The sequence below is a fragment of the Rhodoferax sp. ZS1R25 genome, from assembly GCF_056521335.1.
On sequence record NZ_JBWMAZ010000002.1, the window covers coordinates 800,392 to 825,048 of the forward strand.

A 24,657-nucleotide genomic window follows, 5' to 3' on the forward strand; every position below is an offset into this window, starting at 1 on the left:
TGGGGCACACCCCACCCCGGCAGGCACATAAGCGCGACAACCCGCAATCAGCGCCCCACCATCTCCGAAGGCACCACCCACTGGTCAAACTGCTCCGCCGTCACATACCCACTGGCAACGGCAGCCTCACGCAAGCTACTGCCCTCCTTGTGCGCCTTCTTGGCGATGAACGCCGCCTTGTCATACCCGATGTGCGGGTTCAGCGCGGTGACCAGCATCAGCGAACGGCCCACCAACTCAGCAATGCGTTCCAAGTTGGGGGTAATTCCCACCGCGCAGTGGTCGTTAAAGCTCACCATGCCGTCGCTTAGCAGCCGCACGCTCTGCAAAAAGTTGTGCGCCACCAGGGGCCGAAACACATTGAGCTCGAAGTTGCCCGACGCGCCGCCGAAGTTGATCGCCACGTCATTGCCAAACACCTGGGCCGCCAACATGGTCAGCGCCTCGCTCTGCGTGGGGTTCACCTTGCCCGGCATGATGCTGGAGCCAGGCTCGTTCTCGGGAATGCTCAGCTCGCCAATGCCGCTGCGTGGGCCGCTGGCCAGCCAGCGCACGTCATTGGCAATCTTCATCAGGCTTGCGGCCAGCGTTTTGAGTGCGCCATGCGCATGCACCAGCGCGTCCACGCTGGCCAGCGCTTCAAACTTGTTGGGGGCGGTGACAAACGGCAGGCCGGTCAGCCTAGCCAACTCGGCTGCCACCTGCTCCGCATACCCCTTGGGTGCGTTCAGCCCCGTACCCACCGCCGTGCCGCCCAGTGCCAGTTCGCACAAATGCGGCAACGCGGCACGCACATGCGCCTCGCCATGCATCAGCTGGGCCACATAGCCCGAGAACTCCTGGCCTAGGGTCAGCGGCGTGGCGTCTTGCAGATGGGTGCGACCTATCTTCACGATGTCGTCAAACGCGGCAGACTTCTGCGCCAGCGTCGCGCGCAGCTTGGCGATCGCGGGCAGCAGCCTGTGCGTGATCGCATCCACGGCCGCCACATGCATGGCCGTGGGGTAGACGTCATTGCTGGACTGGCTGCGGTTCACGTCGTCATTCGGGTGCACCAGCCGCTTTTCGCCACGTGCGCCGCCCAGCAGTTCGCTGGCGCGGTTGGCCAGCACTTCGTTCACATTCATGTTGGTCTGTGTGCCCGAGCCGGTTTGCCAGACCACCAGCGGGAATTCGTGCGGGTGCTGGCCGGCAATCACTTCGTCCGCTGCAGCCACAATGGCTTGCGTCTTGGCGGCGTCTTGCAGGCCCAGCGCGTGGTTGACCCGGGCCGCACTGCGCTTGGTTTGCGCCAAGGCCTTGATGATTTCTGTGGGCTGGCGTTCGCCCGAGATATCAAAGTTCTGCAGTGAGCGCTGGGTCTGTGCGCCCCAGAGCTTGTCGGCAGGCACTTCGATCGGGCCAAAGGTATCGCGTTCGGTACGGGTGTGCATGGCTGTATTCTCCGCCCGTCCGCGGCCTGGGGTGTATCCATGCGCAACCGCCACACCCAGCAAGCTTTTCTTGCCGTCTGCATGGCTTTAGGCATTAAACGTGCCCCTAGCCCCCGTCAACACTGCGCGAGCAGCTATGGTTAGGATAGCAAGTGGTTTCCCGCAATGGGGCTGTACCCCGCACCCGCGGCCAAGGGATAATTGGGGGCGTTTCGCTCCCCTCCACCCCAGCCAGGCCCTCCATGACCACGATCATCCGCCAAGCCGACCTCATCGAATCGGTGTCCGCCGCCCTCCAGTACATCAGCTACTACCACCCCGCCGACTACATCGCCCACCTGGCCCGCGCCTACGAGCGCGAGCAAAGCCCCGCGGCCAAGGACGCGATTGCACAGATCCTGACCAACAGCAAGATGAGCGCGACGGGCCACCGCCCCATTTGCCAGGACACCGGCATCGTCAACGTGTTCCTGAAAGTCGGCATGGACGTGCGCTGGGAAGGCTTTACCGGCAGCCTGGACGACGCGATCAACGAAGGTGTGCGCCAAGGCTACAACCACCCCGACAACACGCTGCGCGCATCCGTGGTGGCCGACCCTGAGTTCCTGCGCAAGAACACCAAGGACAACACGCCCGCGGTGATCTTTACCGAACTCGTGCCCGGCAACACCGTAGAAGTGACCGTCGCCGCCAAAGGCGGTGGCTCCGAGAACAAAAGCAAGATGTACATGCTGAATCCCGGCGACAGCGTGGTCGACTGGGTTTTGAAAACCGTACCGACGATGGGCGCAGGCTGGTGCCCGCCCGGCATGCTGGGCATCGGCATTGGCGGCACGGCGGAAAAAGCTGTGCTGATGGCCAAGGAAAGTCTGATGGACGACCTGGACATGTACGAACTGCAGGCCAAGCAGGCCTCCGGTGCGGCATTGGACAACGTCGAAAAACTGCGCCTGGAGTTGTTCGAGAAGGTCAACGCGCTGGGCATTGGCGCGCAGGGCCTGGGCGGCCTGACCACGGTGCTGGACGTCAAGATCAAGATGTACCCCACGCACGCGGCCAGCAAGCCGATTGCGATGATCCCGAACTGCGCGGCCACGCGCCACGCCCACTTTGTGATGGACGGCAGTGGCCCGGTCTACCTGACCCCACCTTCGCTGGACTTGTGGCCCAACGTCAACTGGACGCCCGACTACCAGCAAAGCAAAAAGGTCGACCTGAACACGCTGACCCCCGCCGAAGTAGCGAGCTGGAAGCCTGGCCAGACCCTGCTCTTGAACGGCAAGATGCTGACCGGCCGCGACGCCGCGCACAAGCGCATCAAGGACATGCTGGCCAAGGGCGAAAAGCTGCCCGTGGACTTCACCAACCGCGTGATCTATTACGTGGGCCCGGTGGACCCGATCAAGGGCGAAGCCGTCGGCCCCGCTGGCCCCACTACCGCGACGCGCATGGACGGCTTTACCGAAATGATGCTGGCGCAAACCGGCCTGATCTCCATGGTCGGCAAAGCCGAGCGCGGCCCGGTTGCCATCGAGGCGATCAAGAAGCACAAGAGCGCCTACCTGATGGCGGTCGGCGGTGCCGCCTACCTGGTGTCCAAGGCGATCAAACACGCCGAAGTGGTGGGCTTTGCTGACTTGGGCATGGAAGCGATTTACGAATTTGACGTGGTGGACATGCCCGTGACCGTGGCGGTCGATTCGGGCGGCACCAGCGCCCACATCACCGGCCCGGCCGAATGGCAGAAGAAGATTGCCACCGGCGAGTTCAAAAGCATTCCCGTCACCTCGCGCTAAGCCTTTGGACACCACCACGGCATTGCCCGCTGCCACACGCCCCATTGGGGTGTTTGACAGCGGCGTGGGCGGCTTGAGTGTGCTGCGCGCCTTGCGTGCCGAACTGCCCCACGAACACTTTGTCTACGTAGCCGACAGCGGCAACGCACCCTATGGCGAGCGGGACGACGACCACGTCACCACCCGCTCGCACGCTATTGCCGACTACCTGCTGGGGCAGCACCAGATCAAGGCGCTGGTGGTGGCCTGCAACACGGCCACAGCGGCGGCCATCAAAACCCTGCGCGCGGCCTACCCCAGCATTCCGCTGGTGGGCATCGAGCCCGCGCTCAAGCCCGCGGCGGCGGCCAGCCAGACCAAGACCGTGGGTGTGATGGCCACACGCGGCACGCTGCAGAGCGAGAAATTTCAGGCCCTGCTGGCCTCCCTGCACGGGCAAGCCACCTTCGTGCTGCAGCCCTGCGACGGCCTGGCGATCGCCATCGAACGCAACGACGCTACAAAAATAGAAGCACTCTGCGCAGAGTACACGGGGGCTATGGGCTTGTTTGGCTTAAATTCTTCCGCGATGGATACGCTGGTGCTGGGCTGCACGCACTACCCTTTTGTCGAGGCCGTGCTGCGGCGCTCCATTGGTACCCAGGTAGCCCTGCTGGAAGGCGGCGCACCCGTGGCCCGCCAAACACGGCGCTTGCTGGAGGCTGCTGGGTTGTTGGCGCCCGCGGCCGCAAACCAACCAGCGGCAGCTACCCAGTTTTTGACGACCGGCGAGGTCGAAGACCTGCGCAGCGCAGCCCTGCGCTGGTTGCAGCTGGACACCAGCGTCGGCGCCTTGGCGATATAAAAACAGGAAGGGAAGCGGAACAGAGCGCCGATTGGCCTGTCCGACAGGAATCGAACCTGTGACCTACAGCTTAGAAGGCTGTTGCTCTATCCAACTGAGCTACGGACAGAAAGAACAAAGGCCCTGGAAGGGCCTTTGTTTTTGAATAGTGGTCGGCGTACAAGGATTCGAACCTTGGACCCCCTGCTCCCAAAGCAGGTGCGCTACCAGGCTGCGCTACACGCCGACAGCTGGTATTCTAACCTCGGTTAGCGGCCCTCTTTGGCGAGCCGCTTCAATTAATTTGCTTCCCACGCGCACCATGGCTCCCCCCTCCCTCACCCTCCCCTGGCTGGAACCCGGCGATCCTTTTCCGGACGTCGCCACCGCCTGGGGTGCCGACAGCGAAGCCCCTGGCCTGCTGTGCATGGGCGCCAACCTGCAACCCCCTACGCTGCAGGCCGCCTACGCCCAGGGCATCTTCCCCTGGTTCAGCGAAGGCCAGCCCACACTCTGGTGGAGCCCCGACCCGCGCATGGTGCTGCAGGTAGCGGACTTTCGGCTACACCGTTCCCTGCACAAGACCATCAAGCGGCTGTTGCAAGAGGGTCGGCTGGAGATCCGCATGGACCATGCGTTTGGCGAGGTGATCCGGTCCTGTGCCCAGACCGCCCGTCGCGGCCAGCCCGGCACCTGGATTCTTCCCGAGATGGTGCAGGCCTATAGCCAGCTACACGCCCTGGGCACCGCCCACAGCGTGGAGACCTGGCTTGACGGCGAGCTGGTCGGCGGGCTGTACTGCATAGGCCTGGGTTGCGCGGTGTTTGGTGAATCCATGTTCACCCGCGTGCCCGACGCCTCCAAGATCGCGCTGACCGCCCTGATGGCGTTTTGCCGGCAGCACAGCATCCGCATGGTGGACTGCCAGCAAAATACCCCCCACCTGGCCTTCATGGGCGCCCGGGAGATGGCGCGGGGCGCGTTTTTGCAACATGTGCGCCACGCCCGTATAGAACCCGCGCCAGCATGGCGGTTTGACCCCGTATACTGGAATCAGCTTTTGTCTGCTTGATGCCGAATCACCATGACAAACCTGACCGACCTCCCTCTCCAGACGCTGCAGTTTTATGCGACTGCGCCCTACGACTGCAGCTACCTGCCGCAACGGCAAGCGCGCTCGCAGGTGGCCACCCCCAGCCATGTGATTGACAACGCCACCTACTCGGATTTGGTGGCCAAGGGTTTCCGGCGCAGCGGCATGTTCACCTACCGCCCCTACTGCGATGGCTGCCAGGCCTGCACACCGCTGCGGGTGCAAGCACAGCACTTCCAACCCGATCGCAGCCAGCGGCGCGCCTGGAAACAGCATCAGGCGCTGAACGTGCGGGTGCTGAACCTGGGCTTTGTGGCCGAGCACTACGCCCTCTATTTGCGCTACCAGACCAGCCGCCACGCAGGCGGTGGCATGGACGAGGACAGCGTGGACCAGTACACCCAGTTTTTGTTGCAAAGCCGGGTGAACTCGCGGCTGGTGGAGTTCCGCGAGCCCACTGGCGACGGGAGCCTGGGCACACTCAAAATGGTCTCGATTCTGGATGTGCTGGAGGACGGCATTTCAGCGGTGTACACCTTCTTCTCGCCAGAGGCTGGTACCAGTTTTGGCACCTTCAACGTGCTGTGGCAACTTGCCCAGGCCAAACGCCTGGGGTTGGAATTTGTCTACCTGGGCTACTGGATAGAACAAAGCCCCAAGATGCGTTACAAGTCCCGTTTTCAGCCCACCCAGGTATTCGTGGACGGGCAGTGGGTTGCGCAAGGTAACATCGGGCGCACAAACCCACCATGACCAAAAAAGACCTCGATCCCCCCAGCACCCCGGCCGTTCAGGTCATTGAACGCATGTTCACGCTGATTGACGTGCTGGCCTCCCGCGAAGAGGCGATTCCCCTGAAGGAGATCAGCGAGCGGGCCGGGCTGCACCCCTCCACCACCCACCGCATCCTCAACGATCTGGTATCAGGCCGTTATGTGGATCGCCCCCAGTCGGGCAGCTACCGGCTGGGCATGCGCTTGCTGGAGCTGGGCAATTTGGTCAAGGCACGCCTGAACGTGCGCGACGCCGCGCTCATTCCCATGCGCGAGTTGCACAAGCTGACACAGCAACCCGTCAACCTCAGCATGCGCCAGGGCGACGAAATCATTTATGTGGAACGCGCCTACAGTGAGCGCTCGGGCATGCAGGTGGTGCGCGCCATTGGGGGTCGTGCGCCGCTGCACCTCACGTCTGTGGGCAAGCTGTTCCTGGCTGCCGACGACCCGCAACGCATTCGCGCCTATGCCACCCGCACCGGTTTGCAGGGGCATACCAAGAACAGCATTACCGACCTAACCGCGCTGGAGCGTGAGCTGTCCAAGGTCCGCCAATATGGGCAGGCTGGGGATAACGAAGAGTTGGAGTTGGGGGTGCGCTGCATGGCCGCAGGCATTTACGACGACCAGGGCAAGCTGGTGGCAGGTCTGTCCATCTCGGCGCCCTCAGGGCGCCTGGAGGATGACTGGCTGCCCAAGCTGAAAGACACCGCCCGGCAGATTTCGCAAACCCTGGGCTACCACGGCACCTAGCCGCGGCCAAGGCCCACGGCCGCTCAGTTGGAGACGATACGGCGGTCCATCTCGTGGCTGGCCAACGGCGCAGAGCGCGTGGCAAGAGACGGAGTGGACTCGACCCAGCGACGCACACGCTCTGCATCGCCAATGCGGCTCAGTTTGCCCGCAGAGTCCAGAAACACCATGATGAGCTTGCGCCCAGCGATCTTGGCCTGCATGACCAAGCATTGGCCAGCTTCGGTGATGTAGCCGGTTTTTTGCAGGCCAATGTCCCACGCTGGGTTCTTCACCAGGCGGTTGGTGTTGTTGTACTGCAGGGTGCGATTGCCCACTTCCACCTGGTAGCCGGTCGAGGTAGACAGTTCACGCAATGTGGGATCGCTATAAGCGTAGTTCACCAGTGTGGCCAAGTCTTTGGCGCTGGACTGGTTGCGGCTGGACAGGCCCGTGGGTTCCACGTATTGGGTGTCGCGCATGCCCAGCATGCGCGCCTTGTTGTTCATCAAACCCACAAAGGTTTGCAGGCCACCGGGATAGGTGCGGCCCAGTGCATGGGCGGCGCGGTTTTCGCTGGCCATCAATGCCAGGTGCAACAACTCACCACGGCTCAGCTCAGTGCCTACGCGCAAGCGGGAGGAACTGCCCTTTTCGGTGTCCACATCCGCCTGGGTGATCTCGATGGTCTCGTCCATGGGCAGACGGGCCTCGCTCACCAACACACCCGTCATGAGCTTGGTGATGGACGCAATCGGCAACACGGCGGATTCGTTCTTGCTGAACAACACCTCTTTGGTGTCTTGGTCCACCACAAAGGCGACGCTGGACTTCAAATCCAACGCATCCTGGGCACCATGCAAACCGGCCAATTGACCAAATGAGGGGGCCTTGGGAGCAGCCACCACTTTGGCATGCACCACTTTGTGGTGGGCCTTCTTCTTTGCCACCACATGCTTGACCGCATGGGGCGCGATACGCACTTTTTTACGCTGGGTGGCGGAGGCCTCCAAGGGAAGCAACAACAAAGCGGCCACCAAACTGCCAAAACCGAGGTGTACAAGTGCGCGTTTCAACATACGTCCTTTGATTTGTGCAGGCTTACAGCGTGTAACACGGTGTACAAAAACCTGAAAGTGCCGACAGTTTAATCAAAAAAGTTACGTAAGATCAACTACTTGCGCACGAAAGTTCAAGAATATTTTGATGTACGCGCCCCACTAGCCCTGTGCAGCCACCCGATCTGCCTTGCTTTGCAGCTTGTTCAGGGCACTCAAATAGGCTTTGGCAGAGGCCACCACAATGTCGGGGTCCGCACCCACGCCATTCACCACGCGACCGCTGTTTTGCAGGCGCACAGTCACTTCACCCTGGCTTTCGGTCGATCCGCTGATGGCATTGACCGAGTACAAAACCATCTCAGCCCCGCTTTTCACGAATGACTCAATGGCTTTGAGCGACGCATCCACCGGGCCATTGCCATCGGAAGCGCTTTTGACTTCTTTGCCTTCTACCGTGAAGACCACGGCAGCATGCGGACGTTCACCGGTTTCACTGTGCTGGGACAGGGACACAAAGCTGTACTGCTCTTTGTCCAGCGTCACACTGTCGTCACTGACCAGCGCCAGGATGTCTTCGTCAAAGATGTCGCTCTTGCGGTCTGCCAGCTCCTTGAAGCGGGCAAACGCAGCGTTGATTTCAGCCTCGCTCTCCAGCTGCACGCCCAGCTCTTGCAAGCGCTGCTTGAAGGCATTGCGGCCACTGAGCTTGCCCAGCACGATTTTGTTGGCCGTCCAGCCCACGTCTTCGGCACGCATGATTTCGTAGGTGTCGCGCGCCTTGAGTACGCCGTCCTGGTGGATGCCGGACGCGTGCGCAAAGGCATTCGCCCCCACCACCGCCTTGTTGGGCTGCACCACAAAGCCGGTGGTCTGGCTCACCATGCGGCTCGCGGCCAGGATGTGTTTGGCATCAATGCCCAGCTCCAATCCAAAATAGTCCTTGCGGGTTTTGACCGCCATGACAATTTCTTCCAGGCTGCAATTGCCGGCCCGCTCGCCCAGGCCGTTGATCGTGCACTCCACCTGCCGTGCGCCGCCAATCTTCACGCCCGCCAGGGAGTTGGCAACCGCCATCCCCAGGTCGTTGTGGCAATGCACAGACCAGACGGCCTTGTCGGCGTTGGGAATGCGTTCACGCAGGGTCTTGATGAAGTTCCCGTACAACTCGGGGATCGCGTAGCCCACGGTGTCGGGCACATTGATCGTGGTTGCGCCTTCCTTGATCACGGCTTCCAACACGCGACAGAGAAAATCCACGTCGCTGCGGTAACCGTCTTCGGGGCTGAACTCCACGTCCGCCACCAAATTGCGGGCAAAGCGCACCGATTGCTTGGCCTGCTCAAACACCTGGTCCGGCGTCATGCGCAGCTTCTTCTCCATGTGCAATGGCGAGGTGGCAATGAAGGTGTGGATACGCGCGCTATTGGCGCCTTTGAGCGCTTCTGCAGCGCGCGAAATATCCCTGTCATTCGCACGCGACAAGGAGCAGATGGTGGAGTCCTTGATGGTGTTGGCGATGAGCTGCACCGCCTCAAAATCGCCATTCGAACTGGCAGCAAAACCGGCTTCGATCACATCCACCTTCAGGCGCTCCAGTTGGCGCGCAATGCGCAGCTTTTCGTCGCGGGTCATGGACGCACCAGGCGATTGTTCGCCGTCGCGCAAGGTGGTGTCGAAAATAATCAGTTTGTCAGCCATATTCGTTCTCCTGTTCTTCCAATCACATGTGCAAGCCGCGCTCTTCCGGCTCATCGGTCGAGGTGCTGATCACGCTGGTACGTACGCCACGGGCACGGCGCACGCCGTAGACCACATAGCCGCTGAAGCCATACACCACGAACACGCCAAACATTACGGTAGGCGGGTCAATATTGATCACGGCAATGCCCAAGGCGATCAGCACGATCACGGCAAAGGGCACGCTGCGCTTCATGCTTACATCCTTGAAGCTATAGAACGGCACGTTGGTCACCATGGTCAGCCCGGCATACAAGGCCAGCGCAAACATCAGCCACGGCACGGACAGCACAAAGGCCCCGAACTCGAGCACGCCGGTTCCCTTCAGGCCATTTTCGGTGAGCAACCAAATGAACCCGGCGACCAAGGCCGCAGCAGCGGGTGACGGCAAGCCCTGGAAGTAGCGCTTGTCCACCACGGTCGTATTCACATTGAAACGCGCTAGGCGCAGTGCAGCGCAGGCGCAATACACGAATGCCGCAATCCAGCCCCACCGACCCAGGCCCTGTAGTGCCCACACATAGGAAATGATGGCCGGCGCTGCACCGAACGACACCATGTCAGACAGCGAATCCATTTGTTCCCCAAACGCGCTCTGGGTATTGGTCATGCGTGCCACGCGACCATCCAGGCTGTCCAGCACCATGGCGCAAAAAACGCCAACCGCAGCCTGGTCAAAACGGCCATTGATAGCCATCACAATCGCATAAAACCCGCCGAATAGCGCTGCCAACGTGAACAGGTTGGGCAAAATGTAAATGCCCTTGCGACGCTTTTGCAGTACTACGCCCTCTTGGGGCGTTGACAGTGATTCAGATCCATCGTGCATAAATTCTCCTTGCGCTTGCAGCTATCAGTGTAAGTCAGCTGCGGACCTCTCTCGTCTGTGCGCCACCAACAACAAGGGCCACCGAAGTGGCCCTTGGCAATACGCGGCAAGCGTATTAGTTGCGGGTCTGGTCGACCAGCTTGTTCTTGGCAATCCAAGGCATCATGGCGCGCAGCTTGGCGCCCACGACTTCAATGGAATGTTCAGAGGTCAGACGGCGGCGAGCGGTCATGCTGGGGTAGCCGGTGCGGCCTTCCAGAATGAACATCTTCGCGTATTCGCCAGTCTGGATGCGCTTGAGCGCATTGCGCATGGCGACGCGCGATTCGGCGTTGATGACTTCAGGGCCTGTCACGTACTCACCGTACTCCGCGTTGTTGGAGATGGAGTAGTTCATGTTGGCAATGCCGCCTTCGTAGATCAGGTCAACGATGAGCTTGAGCTCGTGCAGGCATTCGAAGTAGGCCATTTCGGGGGCGTAGCCAGCTTCGGTCAGGGTTTCGTAACCCATCTTGATCAGCTCAACCGCACCACCGCACAACACGGCTTGTTCGCCGAACAAGTCGGTTTCGGTTTCTTCCTTGAAGTTGGTCTCGATGATGCCGGCCTTGCCGCCACCGTTGGCCATGGCGTAGCTCAGAGCCAAGTCACGGGCCTTTCCAGTCTTGTCCTGGTGTACTGCCACCAGGTGGGGCACGCCGCCACCTTGGGTGTAGGTGTTGCGCACGGTGTGGCCGGGCGCCTTGGGGGCGACCATCCACACATCCAGATCGGCACGGGGCACAACCTGGTTGTAGTGCACGTTGAAACCGTGGGCGAAGGCCAGCGAAGCGCCTTGCTTGATGTTGGGTTCGACGTTGTTCTTGTAGACGCCGGCGATGTCTTCGTCAGGCAACAGGATCATGACCACGTCAGCGGCCTTGACGGCGTCGTTGACTTCCATCACGTTCAGGCCGGCCTTGCCAACCTTGTCCCAGGAAGCGCCGCCCTTGCGCAGGCCGACCACGACCTTGACGCCGCTGTCGTTCAGGTTTTGTGCGTGGGCGTGGCCCTGGCTGCCGTAACCGATGATGGCAACTGTCTTGCCCTTGATCAGGCTCAGGTCACAATCCTTGTCGTAAAAAACTTTCATTTTTCTCTCCGAAATAAATATTGGCGAAAAGCGCCCAGTTGCAAAAACTACCCAAGCTCAGGGCGAACGGTAAACACTGTCGCCAAACAATCCCTGCGTGGTGAGCCAGCCGAAGCACACACAGGAAAACCGAGATCAAACCCGCAGAATGCGCTCGCCGCGGCCAATACCGCTGGAGCCCGTGCGAACCGTCTCCAAAATCGCCGCACGCTCGATGGCCTCGAGGAAAGCGTCGTTCTTGGATTGGTCACCCGTGAGTTCAATCGTGTAACTTTTTTCAGTGACATCGATGATGCGACCGCGGAAGATGTCCGCCATGCGCTTCATCTCTTCACGCTCCTTGCCAACCGCGCGCACCTTGACCATCATGAGCTCGCGCTCGATGTAGGCGCCTTCGGTCAGGTCAACCACCTTCACGACTTCAATCAGGCGGTTCAGATGCTTGGTAATCTGTTCAATGACGTCATCCGACCCGGTGGTCTGGATGGTCATGCGAGACAGGCTGGGGTCTTCCGTGGGGGCCACGGTCAACGATTCAATGTTGTAACCGCGGGCCGAGAACAGGCCCACCACGCGGGAAAGAGCACCAGGCTCGTTTTCCAGCAAAACTGCAATGATGTGTTTCATAAGTACCGATTCCTCTTTTCGTTGCCCTCCCCGTGCGGCGGTAACCGCACAGCTTGGCAGACAATAGATTCATTCAAAAATGATAGCAGCCAGCGCCCGCTCCACGGGGGCTAGACCGCTAAATGGCTTTCAACCGGGTTACAGATCCTCCGCACCCAGCAGCATTTCGGTGATGCCCTTGCCGGCCTGCACCATGGGGAACACGTTCTCCGTGGGGTCAGTGCGGAAGTCCATGAACACCGTGCGGTCCTTGAGCTTGCGGGCCTCGCGCAGTGCGGGCTCCACATCACCCGGCTTTTCGATCAGCATGCCGACGTGGCCATAGGCCTCGGCCAGCTTGACGAAGTTGGGCAACGCATCCATGTAGCTGTGGCTGTAACGGCCTTCGTACTCCACCTCTTGCCACTGGCGCACCATGCCCAGGTAGCGATTGTTCAAGGAACAAATCTTGATCGGCGTGTTGTACTGCAGGCAGGTCGAGAGCTCCTGAATGTTCATCTGCACCGAGCCTTCGCCGGTGATACAGAACACTTCGCTGTCAGGTTTGGCCAGTTTGATGCCCATGGCGTAGGGAATGCCCACGCCCATGGTGCCCAGGCCGCCCGAGTTGATCCAGCGGCGTGGTTCGTCAAACTTGTAATACTGCGCAGCCCACATCTGGTGCTGGCCCACGTCGGAGGTGATGTAGGTGTCTACGTCCTTGGTCATGTTCCACAGCGTTTCCACCACGTACTGGGGCTTGATCACATCGCCCTTGCCCATGCTGTACTTCATGCAATCGCGACTGCGCCAGCCTTCAATGGTGTCCCACCAAGCGCCCAATGCATTGGCATCGGGTTTGACGCTGCCTTCGCGGATCATGGCGATCATTTCGCTCAGCACATCTTTCACATCGCCCACGATGGGGATATCGACCTTGACGCGCTTGGAAATACTCGACGGATCGATGTCGATATGGATGATCTTGCGTTCGTTTTGCGCAAAATGCTTGGGGTTGCCAATCACGCGGTCGTCGAACCGGGCGCCCACGGCCAGCAGCACGTCGCAGTTCTGCATGGCGTTGTTGGCTTCCACCGTGCCGTGCATGCCCAGCATGCCCAGGAATTTGCGGTCACTGGCGGGGTAAGCGCCCAGACCCATCAGGGTGTTGGTGCAGGGGTAACCCAGCATGTCGACCAGGGTCCGCAGCTCTGCCGAGGCATTGCTCAACAACACGCCGCCGCCGGTGTAGATATAGGGGCGCTTGGCTGCCAGCAACAACTGCAGTGCCTTGCGAATCTGCCCGCCATGGCCCTTACGCACCGGGTTGTACGAGCGCATTTCCACGGTCTCGGGGTAGCCGTGGTACGGGACCTTCTTGAAGGACACGTCCTTGGGAATGTCCACCACCACGGGGCCAGGACGGCCCGTGCGGGCGATGTGGAAGGCCTTCTTCATGACCTCAGCCATGTCTTTGGCGTCCTTGACCAGGAAATTGTGTTTCACGATGGGGCGGGTGATGCCCACGGTGTCGCATTCCTGGAAGGCATCCAGGCCAATGGCGTGCGTGGGGACTTGCCCACTGATGATCACCATGGGGATGCTGTCCATGTACGCCGTGGCAATACCGGTCACCGCATTCGTCAAGCCAGGTCCGGAAGTGACCAAGGCCACGCCCACGTCACCGGTGGCGCGCGCATAGCCGTCAGCGGCGTGCACGGCAGCCTGCTCATGGCGCACCAGCACGTGCTGGATGGAATCTTGTTTGTAGAACGCGTCGTAAATGTGCAAAACCGCGCCGCCGGGGTAGCCCCAGACGAACTTCACGTTCTCGGCTTGCAGGGATTTGATCAATACCTCGGCACCGCGCAGTTCGGGAACAACGGGGGTGGCGGAAGATTTGGACGCAGAGGATGCCGAAGCGATTTCAGCTTTATTAATTTCCATGATGAACCTTTGTGAATTTCTCTAACGAAAAACCTTGGGTGCCCCTACGCAAACTCTTGTGAAGTCGTGTCGGAACTTGAGATCCAGGCCATGAGCGCACTGAATATTGCGCCGAACCAGGATCCGTTTGCCTTTTGATTTGCAACCCACATTATCGCATTGGTTTTCAACACCCGAAAATCCTCGTCCTGGCAGACCACCAAAATGCCATAATTGCGCCGCTCCGAAGCCTGCCAGCACGTGATTGACGCAGGCTATTTTTGACCCAACCTCCCAGCAAGGCTACTCCCGCTTGGCTACCGAACAAGAACTGTCTGATTTTTTGAAAAGCGTCGAGCGACGCGCGTTCAAACGTTCGGTCTACCACGTGCGCAACGACGAAGCCGCGCTGGACATCGTGCAAGACAGCATGATGAAGCTGGCCGAGCATTACGGACACAAACCCGTGGAAGAGCTGCCCATGCTGTTCCACCGCATCCTGTCCAACTGCACATTGGACTGGTTCAGGCGGCAAAAAACCCACAACGCCCTGTTTTCCAACTTGGGCGACTTCGAAGCCAGCCACGAAGACGGCGATTTCGACCTGCTGGAGACCCTGCACGCATCCAGTGCGCCCGAGCAAAACGAGAGCGCCGAAACCCAGACCGAGCGGGCACAGACATTGCTTTCTATTGAGGAAGAGATATTGCAGTTGCCCACGCGTCAACGCGAAGCCTTTCTGATGCGTTACTGGGAAGATATGGACGTTGCGGAGACTGCCGCGGCAATGGGCTGCTCGCAAGGCAGCGTGAAGACACACTGTTCTCGGGCGGTACACGCGCTCGGCGCGGCATTGAAAGCGAAGGGAATACGACTATGACGAGCAAATCGCACACCACCAATCGACCATTCAGCCAGGACACCCTGGGGCGGGCCATCACAGCCCGTCTGTCGGAGACAACCCAGGACCTGCCGCACGACATCACGCAGCGGCTCAAGGCTGCGCGCATGCTGGCGCTGGAAAAGCGCAAAGTCGTCAAGCTGAGCGTGGCCACAGGGGTGGCCGCGGCCGGTGGAAACGCCGCAGTGATGCACCTTGGTGATGCGCCGCAGGGTAAATGGCGCCAATTGGGGGCTTGGTTGCCCCTGTTTGCACTGGTTGCCGGCTTGTTGACGATCGGCTTTGTGCAAGATGACTACCGCGCGCGCGAAATTGCCGACGTGGACGCCGAAATCCTGATCGACGACCTGCCCCCTGCCGCTTTTACCGACCCTGGCTTTGCCCAGTTCCTGCGCGTGAACCGTGACGAGTAAGCTCTGAGCGCATGACACTGAGATTTTTGCCGTGAATTTCCGCCGTTTCAACCCGTTTTTGACCCAGGCCAGCCATGTCGCGCTGGCGGTGCTGGTTCTGGGTGCAAGTGCGTCCAGCGCGGCCCTGGCGCAAGCCGCCGCAGGAACCGGCAACAGCATGTCCTCCCCGCTCTCGGCCCTGGCCTGGACCGACCTGAGCAACCCTCAGCGCCAATCCCTGCAGCCGCTTGCGACAACCTGGGACACCTTGAGCGATGGCCACAAGCGCAAATGGATTGCCGTGGCCCAAAACTACGCCAACCTGGGCACTGCCGAGCAGACCAAGATGCACAGCCGCATGGCCGAATGGGCAGCCCTGAAGCCCCGTGACCGCGAACTGGCGCGGCTGAACTATGCCGAGGCCAAGAAGGTGGAGCCCGCCAAGCGCGCTGCCGACTGGGAGGCCTACCAGGCCTTGAGCCCCGAGGAGAAACAAAAGCTGGCCAATAAGGCCACAGGCAAACCCGCAGGCGCCGCGGTATCGAACAAGCCGCTGGTATCGGCCAGCAAACTCACACCGGTGCCCATCACACGGCACACGCCTGAAGAAGAGCGTTCCAAAATTACCGCCCAGCAGCAGGTAGACCCCAACACCTTGCTGCCGCTGGCGCCTCCCTGATTCGGTCGGGGCTGCGTTCAGCCCCCGAGCCCTCTCTACAATCGGCGCATGCTTTCTTCTGCGACCGCCTCCGAACTCCCCGTTTCCGTTCCTGACATCCCCGGCCTGGGCCGGCGCATGGCCTGCTGGTTGTATGAGGGGATTTTGTTGTTCGGCGTAGTGTTTCTGGCCGGCTACCTGTTCAGCACCCTGAGCCAGACCCGCCACGCACTGGACAACCGGCATGCGCTGCAGGGCTTTGTGTTCGTGATTTTCGGCATCTATTTCGTCTGGTTCTGGGCCCATGGCCAGACGCTGGCCATGAAAACCTGGAACATCCGTCTGGTAGACCGCAACGGCCAGCGCGTGACCCAGCTGCGCGCCCTGGGGCGCTATGTCTTGAGCTGGATCTGGTTTTTGCCACCGCTTGCAGCCGTGGCTCCCTTCCACCTGAGCGCCGGGGAAATCATTGTCATCACCATCGGCTGGGTGGCCGTCTGGGCATTGTTGAGCCGTTTTCACCCGCAGCGCCAGTTTTGGCACGATGCACTGGCCGGTACACGGCTGGTGACTTCCCTGCCCCTGAGCCGCTAGGCCAATACCTCCCTATGGAACCTACTTTGTCGTCTGCTGACACACCGGTAAACCCGCAAAAAGAACGCACCGGGCTAAACCGCGTGTGGCACGCCTTTGGCTATTCGCTGGCCGGGCTGCGCGCGGGCTGGGGCGAAACCGCGTTTCGCCAGGAATGCATAGCGGCCTTCGTGCTCGTACCGCTGAGTTTTTGGCTAGGCCGCAGCTGGGTGGAAGTCGCCCTGCTGGCGGGCAGCGTGCTGCTGCTGATGGTGGTGGAGCTGCTGAACACCGCGATTGAGACCGCCATCGATCGCGTGGGGCCCGAGTGGCACGACCTGTCCAAGCGCGCCAAGGATATGGGTAGCGCGGCGGTGCTGCTGAGCCTGCTGGTGTGTGCAGGCATTTGGCTGGCCGCGCTGGGCCAGCGCTTTCTTTAAACTGCCGATTCGTCCTGTTCGCCAGTGCGGATGCGGATGACACGTTCCACGCTGGTGACGAAAATCTTGCCGTCGCCGATCTTGCCGGTGTGCGCCGCCTTGACGATGGCGTCCACGCAGCGGTCCACGTCTTCGGTCTTCACGACCACTTCCACCTTCACCTTGGGCAAAAAGTCCACCACGTACTCGGCACCGCGGTAGAGCTCGGTATGGCCCTTCTGGCGGCCAAAACCCTTCACCTCGGTCACGGTCAGGCCGGTCACGCCACATTCGGCCAAGGCTTCGCGCACTTCTTCGAGCTTGAAAGGTTTAACGACGGCGGTGATTTGTTTCATGGTCTTGTCTCGGTGAAGGGATGAACGGGCAGGCTGGGCAGCTCAGGCCCGGAACTTACTGGTAATAGGATAACGCCAATCCTTGCCAAAGCTGCGGTGCGTGACGCGAATGCCCACGGGCGCCTGGCGGCGTTTGTACTCGTTGATCTTGATGAGGCGCGTCACCTTTTCCACATCGGCCCGCGCGAACCCGGCCGCGATGATGGACTCGATGCTCTCGTCGTTCTCCATGTAGCGCTCCAGAATGCCGTCCAGCACCTCGTAGGGCGGCAGACTGTCTTGGTCCTTCTGGTCGGGGCGTAGCTCGGCACTGGGCGGGCGCGTGATGATGCGTTCGGGGATAGGACTGGCGCCCGTGCCATACGGATCATGGCCATTGCGCCAGCGGCAGAGCTTGAACACCGTGGTCTTGGCCAGGTCTTTGATGACCGCAAAGCCACCCGCCATGTCGCCATACAGCGTGCAGTAGCCCGTGGCCATCTCGCTTTTGTTGCCCGTGGTCAGCACGATGCTGCCAAACTTGTTGGAGAGCGCCATCAGCAGCGTGCCGCGGATGCGGGCCTGGATGTTCTCCTCGGTCGTGTCTTCGGCGCGGCCCGCAAACTCCTTCGCGAGTGAAGCCTTGAAGGCTTCGAACTCCGGCACGATGGAAATCTCGTCGTAGCGCACGCCCATGCGGGCGGCCATGTCGCGGGCGTCAATCCAGCTGATGTCGGCCGTGTAGGGCGAGGGCATCATCACGGCGCGCACCTTGTCGGCGCCCAGCGCGTCCACCGCCACGGCCAGCACCAACGCGGAATCGATACCGCCGGACAAACCCAGCAACGCACCGGGGAAGCCGTTTTTGCCCACATAGTCGCGCACACCCAGCACCAGTGCGTCCCACAGGTCGGCCTCGGGACTGCGTTCAGGCTCCACCGATGCTACGATTTTTATAGCTGCTGGCGAACGTTCCACGCGGGCCAGGAACAAATTTTCCTTGAAGCTGGGGGCGCGACCGGCCACGGTGCCATCGGCATTCAGCGCAAACGAGTGGCCTTCAAACACCACCTCGTCTTGCCCGCCCACCAGGTGGGCGTAGACCAGCGGCAGGCCCGTGGACTGGCAGCGCTTCGCCATCATGGCCTCGCGCTCATAGCCCTTGCCCACGTGGAAGGGCGAGGCGTTGATGACGACCAGTAACTCGGCACCCGCCTCCTTGGCCAAACGCGCGGGTTCTTCAAACCAGGCGTCTTCACAGATCAGCAGGCCCACCTTGACGGCGTCAGCGCCCTCGCCCGCGGTAAACACGCAGACACCATTGCCGGGCGTGAAGTAGCGGCGCTCGTCAAACACCTGGTAGTTCGGCAGCTCGCGCTTGGCGTAGGTGGCGACCACCTGGCCTTCGCGCAGCACGCTGGCCGCGTTGTGGCGCTGCTGCACCGCGGTGGAGCGCGTTCGGCTGTCGCCACCCTGGGGGTGGCCCACCACCACGCTCAGGCCTTTTAACCCGGCAAGCTGCTGGGCCAGGGCTTTCACGGCATCATCGCAGGCGGAGATAAAGGCGGGGCGCAGAAACAGGTCTTCGGCCGCATAGCCGCAGATGGAGAGTTCGGGGGTCAACAGCAGGCGCGCGCCGTCCGCATAGGCCTGGGTCGCCGCATCCACGATTTTTTTGACGTTACCGTCCAGGTCGCCAACGATGAAATTGAGTTGTGCAACGCACAGTGAAAGAGTCATGAACCAGCCAGTCATTGTTCACAGCAGCGCCGCGGGCGCAGCCATCGCGCCAGCCATCGAGAAGAAGGCGCTCCATGGGTGAAGCCAATTATGTCATTGGGGTCCATGCCTCGGTGCTGGAGGTGGACGCTGCCGCCTGGGACGGCCTGCTGGCCGCGCAGGCCCAGCCCAGCCCTTTCATGCGCCACGCCTACCTGGCCGCGATGGAGGAAAGCGGCAGCGCCACCGCCGACACCGGCTGGGCGCCGCACTGCATCACGCTGCATGCAGGCGGCCTGCTGCAGGCCGCCTGCATGGTCTACCTGAAGCAGCACTCCTACGGCGAATACGTGTTCGACTGGGCCTGGGCCAGCGCCTACCAGCAGCACGGCGTGCCCTACTACCCCAAGGCCGTGATTGCCGTGCCCTTCACGCCAGTGCCGGGTGCGCGTCTGCTGGCGCGCAACGCACAGGCGCGTGCCGCACTACTTAAGGCCGTGGTGAGCTGGTGCGAGGACGTGGGCGCGTCGTCCCTGCACACGCTGTTTGCCAGTGACGACGATGTGCAGACCAGCGACGACGCTGGCTTGATGCTGCGCCACACCGTGCAATTCCACTGGCAGAACACCGCCCCCGGCTACGCTGACTTCGACGCCTTCCTCGCCAGCTTGGCGCAGGACAAGCGCAAGAAGATCCGCCAGGAGCGGCGCAAAGTAGCCGAGGCCGGTGTGACCTTTCGCAATGTGCAGGGCGCTGAGATTTCAGAGGCTGACTGGGATTTCTTCTACCGCTGCTACGAGCGCACCTACCTGGAGCACGGCAACCCGCCCTACCTGAACCGCGACTTCTTTACGCGCATGGCCCGCACCATGCCGGAAAACTGGTTGCTGTTTGTGGCGCAGCGCAACGGGCGCCCCATTGCTAGCAGTTTGATAGCTGTTGGCGCATATTCCACGGGGGCTAGCGTGGCCTATGGCCGCTACTGGGGGGCGCTGGAGCCGGTGGACTGCCTGCACTTTGAGGCCTGCTACTACCAGCCGCTGGCCTGGTGCATTGCCAACGGCTACCAGCGCTTTGAAGGCGGTGCCCAGGGCGAGCACAAGATGGCGCGGGCGCTGCTACCCGTCAAAACCACCAGCACCCACTGGCTGGCGCACCCGGCCTTTGCCGACGCCGTGGCCCGCTTTCTGGAGCGTGAGGGCCAGGGCATCGGCCACTACCTGGACGAGCTGAACCACCGCTCGCCGTTCAGGCACCCGACTTAGAAGGTTTCCCAATCATCGTCCCCACCCGCGGGGGTAAGCTTGGTGCTGGTCTTGGGCACCACGGTGGTGGGGGCGTGCGCCGCCGCGGCGGGCTGCACCTTGGGCTTGGCCGCAGGCGCTTTGGCAGTGTGCGCATGGGTTGCGGCGGGTTTGGCAGCCGCGGCAGCCGGTTTGGTGTCCCCACGGCGCTCCGGCCCCTTGAACGCTGGCACCTTGGGCGCGCTGGAACGCACCTTGGCGGGGGGCAGGTGCACACCCGCGGCATGACCCGGTGCTTCGTTACCCAACTTGAACACCGCCACCACCTGCACCAGGTCCTGCGCCTGGCTCTTCAGGCTGGAGGCTGCTGCGGCCATTTGTTCGACTAGCGCTGCGTTCTGTTGGGTGGCCTGGTCCATCTGGGTGACGGCTTCTCCTACCTGCGCCACTCCACTGCTTTGTTCACTGCTGGCTGCACTGATTTCTCCCATGATGTCAGTGACCCGTTTGATGCTGGTAACAACCTCGGTCATGGTGGAGCCGGCTTTGTCGACCAGGGCGGTTCCCTGTTCCACCCGCTCTACGCTGGTGCCGATGAGGGTTTTGATTTCTTTGGCAGCTTCTGCAGAGCGTCCGGCCAAGGATCGGACTTCAGATGCAACGACCGCAAAGCCGCGTCCCTGTTCTCCGGCTCTTGCGGCTTCTACGGCTGCGTTCAGGGCCAGGATGTTGGTCTGGAAGGCGATTCCGTCGATGACGCTGATGATGTCGGCGATCTTGCGACTGGACTCATTGATGCCTTTCATGGTTTCAACGACTTGGCCGACGACTTCTCCGCCTTGGATGGCGACGGTAGAGGCATTCATGGCTAGCTGATTGGCCTGGCGGGCGGAGTCGGCGTTTTGTTTGACGGTGGAACCGAGTTCTTCCATGGAGGCGGCGGTTTCTTCCAGGGCGCTGGCTTGTTGTTCGGTGCGGGCAGACAGGTCGTTATTGCCCTGCGCAATCTCTGCACTGGCCAGCGCCACGTTGTCGGCGCTGCTGCGCACCTGGCGCAGCACCTGCTGGGTTTTCTCCACAAACTGGTTGAAGCCACCGGCAATGCTGGCCAGCTCGTCGGCACCTGATGTAGCAATGCGGCGCGTCAAGTCGCCCTCGCCCGAGCCAATGTCCTGCATGGCGTTGCGCAGGACCACCAGCCGGCCTAGCACCTTGCTCAGCACCGCACCGATCACCAGAATGGCCAGCACCGCGATCACCACGCTCCATACGGCCGACGACCACACCATGGCCACGATGCCGCCCATGGCCTCCTGGCGGTTCAGCGCGACCAGCAGCGTCCAGTCGGTGCCGGGAATGGCCTCGGCATAGACCAGGCGGTTTTCGCCGCGGATCACTACATCGCTGAGCGCTGCGGTTTTCACCAAGGCATCCACACCGCCACTGCCCAGGCTGGGCGCGATGTCGGTCACGGGCTTGAGCACCAGCGCCGTGTCTTCGTGCACCACGATCTTGCCGTCCTTGGCGACGATGAAGCCGTAGGTGCCAGGCGTGGGCCGGATGGACGCCACATTGCGCACCACGCCGTCCATGAAGACGTCCAGCGCCGTGACCGCACTCACCTGGGTGCCGTCTTTCACGGCGGAGGCGAAGGTGATGACGAGCTTCTTGGTGCCGGCGTCCAGATACGGCTCGGTGACCACCGAGCCGGCCGCCTTGGCTGCCAGCTGGTACCAGGGGCGCGAGGTGGGGTCGTAGTCTGGCGGCAGGGTCTGCGGGCTGGAGAAGGCGGTGCGTTTGTCCGCATAGCCGATGTAGGCCGTATCCACATCACCAGCGATCTTGGCCTGTTGCAGGAACTTGAGGGGGTCGGCCTCGGGCACAGCACCGGCGAAGGACTTGACCACCTGCTGGCGGGCAGCCACCCAGTCGCCCACGCCCGCCGCATGCGAATGCGAGAGCGCCCGGGTCTGGTTGCCCAGCGACTCCAGCGCGTAGCTGCGTGCGGTCAACACATTGGTGATGGACAGGCCCAGCAATCCCGCCACCACAAGCAGGCCCACGGTGGCCACAATTTTCCCGCGCAGGGAGGTTAAAAAGCCCAAGGTCATCGTCTTTGCTCCAATGCGTTATCCAACTTATCACTCGTAAAAATCGCCCACCTGGGCGCACCCGTTGTCTGCCGGGTGTTCAGCGGAGCTACGCAGCCACCATGCCGATCTCTGCGTTGCCCATCAGGGCCTCCATGTTCATCACGATCAGCATGCGCTCGCCCACATGGGCCAGCCCGATGATGAAACGGGAATCCAGCGCCGACTCAAACTGCGGCGCCTGCTTGATGGCTTCGGCATTGAGCGTGACCACGTCAGACACCCCATCCACCACGGCGCCGACCACCTTGCCGCGCACGTTGAGGATGATGACCACGGTGAAGTCGTTGTAGAGCACCTGCGCCAGGTTGAGCTTGAGCCGCAGGTCGACGATGGGGACGATGACCCCACGCAGGTTGATCACGCCCTTGACGAAGCTGGGCGAGTTCACCATCTTGGTGGGCATCTCGTAGGAGCGGATTTCCTGTACGCGCAGGATCTCGATGGCGTAGTCCTCGTCGCCCAGTTTGAGCGTGAGGTACTGGCTGGTGTGTGTTGCGCTGCTGCCGTGGCTGGTGTCCAGCGTTGGAGAGTTGTGAAGAGCTTCCATAGCGTCACCTCAGCGGCACAGGGGTTGGAATTCCAGCGTTCTGCAATTCATCATACACGCGCAATTTCATTTCAGGGGCGGCCAAACCTGCTGGTTTTCCAGCATGGCACAGCCCTTGGCAAACCCTAGCTGTCGGGCGTGGTTTCGGCTGGTACGCTGCGTGCAGGAGACCTCCCCATGCAGACCTTGAGCGGCCTTGACGCCACCTTTTTGTACCTGGAAACCCCGCAGATGCCCATGCACGTGGGCACCTTTTGCCGCTACGCCCTGCCCGCCGTGCCGCGCTACAGCTTCCACAAGGCGGTGACCGAACACATCGGCAAGCGCATGCACCTGGCCGAGGTGTTCAGCCGCAAGCTCGGGCTGATGCCGCTGGACCTGGGCCACCCCGTGTGGCTGCGCGTGGACGATGTGGACCTGGGCTTTCATATCCGCAAGGTGAAGGGCCGCACGATGACGCTGGCCCAGGCGCAGGCGCACGCCACGGCGCTGCACACCGAACTGATTGACCGCAGCCGCCCGCTGTGGGAGTTCCATGTGTTTGACCGCGTGCTCTGCCCCGACGGCACGGTGTGCGGTGCCATGTACGCCAAGATCCACCACGCCACGCTGGACGGCAAGGCCGGCACCATCCTCAGCCAGGCCATGTTGGACGTAAGCGCCACCCCGCGTGAGGTGCCGCCGCCCAGCGCCCGAACGCGCAAGCCGCAGGACCTGAAGATTGGCCAGATGCTGGGCGCGGTGTTTTCCAACACGCTGGCGCAGTACGCCAAGCTGGCCCGCGCCCTGCCGCAGGCCGCGCAGGCGCTGGGCAGCACCGTGGCCCAGCAAACGCTGAAGGGCACAGGCACGGGGCTGCGCGCCAAGTCGCCCATAACGCTGGCGCCGCTCACCGTGTTCAACGTGGCGGTGGGCACCGAGCGCAGCTTTGGCACGGCCAGCGTGCCGTTTGCCGACTGCCGTGCCATGGCGCAGGCCGTGGGTGGTTCGTTCAACGACATCGTGCTGTGGATCTGCGCCACCGCGCTGCGCAGCTACCTGGCGCAGCACAGCAGCATTCCGCGCAAGCCCCTGCTGGCCGCCATGCCCGTGAGCCTGCGCGAAGCGGGGAACAACGACTACAGCACCCAGGCCTCCATGACCGTGGTGGAGCTGGGCACCCACCTAGCCCACCCGCTGAAACGGCTGCAAGCCATCATGGCCTCCACCGCCAAGGTGAAGAACGCCATGGCCAACCTCAAGACGATGCTGCCGACCGACTACCCCTCGTTGCTGGCGCCGTGGGTGGTGGGCGGGGTGGCCAAAGCCGCGTTCAAGACCTACAGCGCCACCGGCCTGTCCAAGCGGCTGCCCATGATGGCCAACCTGGTCATCAGCAACGTGCCAGGCCCGCAGGTACCGCTGTACCTGGCCGGTGCGCGCATGCTGAGCTTCCACCCCATGTCCATCGTGGTCCACGGCATTGCGCTCAACATCACCATCCAGACCTACGCCGGTAGCGTGGAGTTTGGCGTGATTGCCGACCGCGACGCCCTGCCCCAGGTGCAGGACCTGACCGGGGCGCTGGAAGCCGCGTTTGAGGAAGGCCGCGCACTGCTGGCCCGCGCCAACGCCGAAAAAGCGCCACAAACCGCCCCCGCAGTCACCAAGGCGACGAAAAAACAGAGTGCCCCAACTAAAGCCGCTGCACCACGGCGGGGCGCAGCGGCAAAAGCTGCTACTGTGAAAACCCCTTCTTCAAGAAAGCGGCCAGCGAAGGCCGCCTGAACAAC

The 24,657-nt window shown here is 61.8% G+C and carries 23 protein-coding genes and 2 tRNA genes; 12 read left to right on the top strand and 13 right to left on the bottom strand.

Annotation, left to right across the window (positions count from 1 at the left end; all coding sequences use genetic code 11):
* Nucleotides 1-47: 47 nt before the first annotated feature.
* Nucleotides 48-1,433 carry a class II fumarate hydratase gene (fumC, locus tag AC097R_RS14575; RefSeq protein WP_479598855.1) on the bottom strand — a complete coding sequence of 462 codons (1,386 nt, stop codon included), beginning with the start codon at nucleotides 1,431-1,433 and terminating at the stop codon, nucleotides 48-50.
* Between the two features lie 242 nt (nucleotides 1,434-1,675).
* On the opposite strand from fumC, the gene AC097R_RS14580 reads away from it, so the two are divergent.
* Together AC097R_RS14580 and murI are read left to right on the top strand one after the other, a co-directional pair.
* Nucleotides 1,676-3,229 carry a fumarate hydratase gene (locus AC097R_RS14580; RefSeq protein WP_479598857.1) on the top strand — a complete coding sequence of 518 codons (1,554 nt, stop codon included), beginning with the start codon at nucleotides 1,676-1,678 and terminating at the stop codon, nucleotides 3,227-3,229.
* A gap of 22 nt (nucleotides 3,230-3,251) precedes the next feature.
* Nucleotides 3,252-4,073: a glutamate racemase gene (murI, locus tag AC097R_RS14585; protein WP_479599556.1), complete on the top strand. Its 822-nt coding sequence runs from the start codon at nucleotides 3,252-3,254 to the stop codon at nucleotides 4,071-4,073.
* Nucleotides 4,074-4,105: 32 nt separating this feature from the next.
* Here murI and AC097R_RS14590 read toward each other — a convergent pair.
* Both AC097R_RS14590 and AC097R_RS14595 read right to left on the bottom strand, forming a co-directional pair.
* A tRNA-Arg gene (locus tag AC097R_RS14590) sits at nucleotides 4,106-4,182 on the bottom strand.
* Between the two features lie 40 nt (nucleotides 4,183-4,222).
* A tRNA-Pro gene (locus tag AC097R_RS14595) sits at nucleotides 4,223-4,299 on the bottom strand.
* Nucleotides 4,300-4,374: 75 nt separating this feature from the next.
* Between AC097R_RS14595 and aat the strand changes: the two genes are divergently transcribed.
* Genes aat through AC097R_RS14610 form a run of 3 tightly spaced genes read left to right on the top strand, consistent with a single transcriptional unit; the run spans nucleotide 4,375 to nucleotide 6,674 of the window.
* Nucleotides 4,375-5,124, top strand: coding sequence for a leucyl/phenylalanyl-tRNA--protein transferase (aat, locus tag AC097R_RS14600; protein ID WP_479598858.1), 750 nt, complete (start codon nucleotides 4,375-4,377; stop codon nucleotides 5,122-5,124).
* A gap of 12 nt (nucleotides 5,125-5,136) precedes the next feature.
* Nucleotides 5,137-5,898, top strand: a complete 762-nt coding sequence (locus AC097R_RS14605; protein ID WP_479598859.1) for an arginyltransferase — start codon at nucleotides 5,137-5,139, stop codon at nucleotides 5,896-5,898.
* Nucleotides 5,895-6,674 (top strand): IclR family transcriptional regulator, encoded by a 780-nt coding sequence (locus AC097R_RS14610; RefSeq protein ID WP_479598860.1) that lies wholly within the window; start codon nucleotides 5,895-5,897, stop codon nucleotides 6,672-6,674. The genes AC097R_RS14605 and AC097R_RS14610 overlap by 4 nt, the downstream gene beginning before the upstream one ends.
* Nucleotides 6,675-6,697: 23 nt before the next feature.
* Here AC097R_RS14610 and AC097R_RS14615 read toward each other — a convergent pair whose 3' ends face one another.
* The 6 genes from AC097R_RS14615 to AC097R_RS14640 all read right to left on the bottom strand — a co-directional run bounded on the left by AC097R_RS14615 (nucleotide 6,698) and on the right by AC097R_RS14640 (nucleotide 13,965).
* Nucleotides 6,698-7,732 (bottom strand): serine hydrolase, encoded by a 1,035-nt coding sequence (locus tag AC097R_RS14615; protein WP_479598861.1) that lies wholly within the window; start codon nucleotides 7,730-7,732, stop codon nucleotides 6,698-6,700.
* Between the two features lie 141 nt (nucleotides 7,733-7,873).
* Nucleotides 7,874-9,412: a 2-isopropylmalate synthase gene (locus AC097R_RS14620; RefSeq protein WP_479598862.1), complete on the bottom strand. Its 1,539-nt coding sequence runs from the start codon at nucleotides 9,410-9,412 to the stop codon at nucleotides 7,874-7,876.
* Between the two features lie 22 nt (nucleotides 9,413-9,434).
* The gene (pssA, locus tag AC097R_RS14625; protein WP_479598863.1) at nucleotides 9,435-10,280 is read right to left on the bottom strand and encodes a CDP-diacylglycerol--serine O-phosphatidyltransferase; all 846 of its coding nucleotides are present in this window, start codon (nucleotides 10,278-10,280) and stop codon (nucleotides 9,435-9,437) included.
* Nucleotides 10,281-10,395: 115 nt separating this feature from the next.
* Entirely contained in the window at nucleotides 10,396-11,412 is a 1,017-nt protein-coding gene (ilvC, locus tag AC097R_RS14630) for a ketol-acid reductoisomerase (RefSeq protein WP_105259631.1), read from the bottom strand.
* 135 nt (nucleotides 11,413-11,547) lie between these two features.
* The gene (gene ilvN / locus AC097R_RS14635) at nucleotides 11,548-12,039 is read right to left on the bottom strand and encodes an acetolactate synthase small subunit (RefSeq protein ID WP_294768691.1); all 492 of its coding nucleotides are present in this window, start codon (nucleotides 12,037-12,039) and stop codon (nucleotides 11,548-11,550) included.
* Nucleotides 12,040-12,177: 138 nt separating this feature from the next.
* Entirely contained in the window at nucleotides 12,178-13,965 is a 1,788-nt protein-coding gene (locus AC097R_RS14640; RefSeq protein ID WP_479598864.1) for an acetolactate synthase 3 catalytic subunit, read from the bottom strand.
* A 292-nt stretch (nucleotides 13,966-14,257) separates the two neighbouring features.
* Between AC097R_RS14640 and AC097R_RS14645 the strand changes: the two genes are divergently transcribed.
* From AC097R_RS14645 to AC097R_RS14665, 5 genes are read left to right on the top strand one after another with little or no spacing between them, the layout of a single operon-like run.
* Nucleotides 14,258-14,824 (top strand): RNA polymerase sigma factor, encoded by a 567-nt coding sequence (locus tag AC097R_RS14645; RefSeq protein ID WP_479599557.1) that lies wholly within the window; start codon nucleotides 14,258-14,260, stop codon nucleotides 14,822-14,824.
* Nucleotides 14,821-15,258: a DUF3619 family protein gene (locus AC097R_RS14650; RefSeq protein ID WP_479598865.1), complete on the top strand. Its 438-nt coding sequence runs from the start codon at nucleotides 14,821-14,823 to the stop codon at nucleotides 15,256-15,258. Before AC097R_RS14645 ends, AC097R_RS14650 begins: the two co-directional genes overlap by 4 nt.
* A gap of 31 nt (nucleotides 15,259-15,289) precedes the next feature.
* Nucleotides 15,290-15,916 carry a DUF3106 domain-containing protein gene (locus AC097R_RS14655; RefSeq protein WP_479598866.1) on the top strand — a complete coding sequence of 209 codons (627 nt, stop codon included), beginning with the start codon at nucleotides 15,290-15,292 and terminating at the stop codon, nucleotides 15,914-15,916.
* 48 nt (nucleotides 15,917-15,964) lie between these two features.
* Nucleotides 15,965-16,489 (top strand): RDD family protein, encoded by a 525-nt coding sequence (locus tag AC097R_RS14660; protein ID WP_479598867.1) that lies wholly within the window; start codon nucleotides 15,965-15,967, stop codon nucleotides 16,487-16,489.
* A gap of 14 nt (nucleotides 16,490-16,503) precedes the next feature.
* Complete coding sequence (locus AC097R_RS14665) at nucleotides 16,504-16,908, top strand: diacylglycerol kinase (protein WP_479598868.1); 405 nt, start codon at nucleotides 16,504-16,506, stop codon at nucleotides 16,906-16,908.
* Here the strand turns inward: AC097R_RS14665 and AC097R_RS14670 are convergent.
* A complete protein-coding gene (locus AC097R_RS14670) occupies nucleotides 16,905-17,243 on the bottom strand; it encodes a P-II family nitrogen regulator (protein WP_479598869.1) in 339 nt (112 codons plus the stop codon). The genes AC097R_RS14665 and AC097R_RS14670 overlap by 4 nt on opposite strands.
* A gap of 42 nt (nucleotides 17,244-17,285) precedes the next feature.
* Nucleotides 17,286-18,962, bottom strand: a complete 1,677-nt coding sequence (locus AC097R_RS14675) for an NAD+ synthase (protein WP_479598870.1) — start codon at nucleotides 18,960-18,962, stop codon at nucleotides 17,286-17,288.
* A 74-nt stretch (nucleotides 18,963-19,036) separates the two neighbouring features.
* On the opposite strand from AC097R_RS14675, the gene AC097R_RS14680 reads away from it, so the two are divergent.
* A complete protein-coding gene (locus AC097R_RS14680) occupies nucleotides 19,037-20,206 on the top strand; it encodes a GNAT family N-acetyltransferase (RefSeq protein ID WP_479598871.1) in 1,170 nt (389 codons plus the stop codon).
* Here the strand turns inward: AC097R_RS14680 and AC097R_RS14685 are convergent.
* Together AC097R_RS14685 and AC097R_RS14690 are read right to left on the bottom strand one after the other, a co-directional pair.
* Nucleotides 20,203-22,296 (bottom strand): methyl-accepting chemotaxis protein, encoded by a 2,094-nt coding sequence (locus AC097R_RS14685; RefSeq protein WP_479598872.1) that lies wholly within the window; start codon nucleotides 22,294-22,296, stop codon nucleotides 20,203-20,205. The genes AC097R_RS14680 and AC097R_RS14685 overlap by 4 nt on opposite strands.
* An 88-nt stretch (nucleotides 22,297-22,384) precedes the next feature.
* Nucleotides 22,385-22,885, bottom strand: a complete 501-nt coding sequence (locus AC097R_RS14690; RefSeq protein ID WP_479598873.1) for a chemotaxis protein CheW — start codon at nucleotides 22,883-22,885, stop codon at nucleotides 22,385-22,387.
* Between the two features lie 177 nt (nucleotides 22,886-23,062).
* On the opposite strand from AC097R_RS14690, the gene AC097R_RS14695 reads away from it, so the two are divergent.
* The gene (locus AC097R_RS14695; protein ID WP_479598874.1) at nucleotides 23,063-24,652 is read left to right on the top strand and encodes a wax ester/triacylglycerol synthase family O-acyltransferase; all 1,590 of its coding nucleotides are present in this window, start codon (nucleotides 23,063-23,065) and stop codon (nucleotides 24,650-24,652) included.
* Nucleotides 24,653-24,657 lie beyond the last annotated feature (5 nt).

Bases quoted from the DNA above. Each gene is read 5' to 3' on its own strand.
- fumC (WP_479598855.1), bottom strand. From the start codon at position 1,433: ATGCACACCCGTACCGAACGCGATACCTTTGGCCCGATCGAAGTGCCT.
- AC097R_RS14580 (WP_479598857.1), top strand. From the start codon at position 1,676: ATGACCACGATCATCCGCCAAGCCGACCTCATCGAATCGGTGTCCGCC.
- aat (WP_479598858.1), top strand. From the start codon at position 4,375: ATGGCTCCCCCCTCCCTCACCCTCCCCTGGCTGGAACCCGGCGATCCT.
- AC097R_RS14605 (WP_479598859.1), top strand. From the start codon at position 5,137: ATGACAAACCTGACCGACCTCCCTCTCCAGACGCTGCAGTTTTATGCG.
- AC097R_RS14610 (WP_479598860.1), top strand. From the start codon at position 5,895: ATGACCAAAAAAGACCTCGATCCCCCCAGCACCCCGGCCGTTCAGGTC.
- AC097R_RS14615 (WP_479598861.1), bottom strand. From the start codon at position 7,732: ATGTTGAAACGCGCACTTGTACACCTCGGTTTTGGCAGTTTGGTGGCC.
- AC097R_RS14620 (WP_479598862.1), bottom strand. From the start codon at position 9,412: ATGGCTGACAAACTGATTATTTTCGACACCACCTTGCGCGACGGCGAA.
- pssA (WP_479598863.1), bottom strand. From the start codon at position 10,280: ATGCACGATGGATCTGAATCACTGTCAACGCCCCAAGAGGGCGTAGTA.
- ilvC (WP_105259631.1), bottom strand. From the start codon at position 11,412: ATGAAAGTTTTTTACGACAAGGATTGTGACCTGAGCCTGATCAAGGGC.
- ilvN (WP_294768691.1), bottom strand. From the start codon at position 12,039: ATGAAACACATCATTGCAGTTTTGCTGGAAAACGAGCCTGGTGCTCTT.
- AC097R_RS14640 (WP_479598864.1), bottom strand. From the start codon at position 13,965: ATGGAAATTAATAAAGCTGAAATCGCTTCGGCATCCTCTGCGTCCAAA.
- AC097R_RS14650 (WP_479598865.1), top strand. From the start codon at position 14,821: ATGACGAGCAAATCGCACACCACCAATCGACCATTCAGCCAGGACACC.
- AC097R_RS14660 (WP_479598867.1), top strand. From the start codon at position 15,965: ATGCTTTCTTCTGCGACCGCCTCCGAACTCCCCGTTTCCGTTCCTGAC.
- AC097R_RS14665 (WP_479598868.1), top strand. From the start codon at position 16,504: ATGGAACCTACTTTGTCGTCTGCTGACACACCGGTAAACCCGCAAAAA.
- AC097R_RS14670 (WP_479598869.1), bottom strand. From the start codon at position 17,243: ATGAAACAAATCACCGCCGTCGTTAAACCTTTCAAGCTCGAAGAAGTG.
- AC097R_RS14675 (WP_479598870.1), bottom strand. From the start codon at position 18,962: ATGACTCTTTCACTGTGCGTTGCACAACTCAATTTCATCGTTGGCGAC.
- AC097R_RS14680 (WP_479598871.1), top strand. From the start codon at position 19,037: ATGGGTGAAGCCAATTATGTCATTGGGGTCCATGCCTCGGTGCTGGAG.
- AC097R_RS14685 (WP_479598872.1), bottom strand. From the start codon at position 22,296: ATGACCTTGGGCTTTTTAACCTCCCTGCGCGGGAAAATTGTGGCCACC.
- AC097R_RS14690 (WP_479598873.1), bottom strand. From the start codon at position 22,885: ATGGAAGCTCTTCACAACTCTCCAACGCTGGACACCAGCCACGGCAGC.
- AC097R_RS14695 (WP_479598874.1), top strand. From the start codon at position 23,063: ATGCAGACCTTGAGCGGCCTTGACGCCACCTTTTTGTACCTGGAAACC.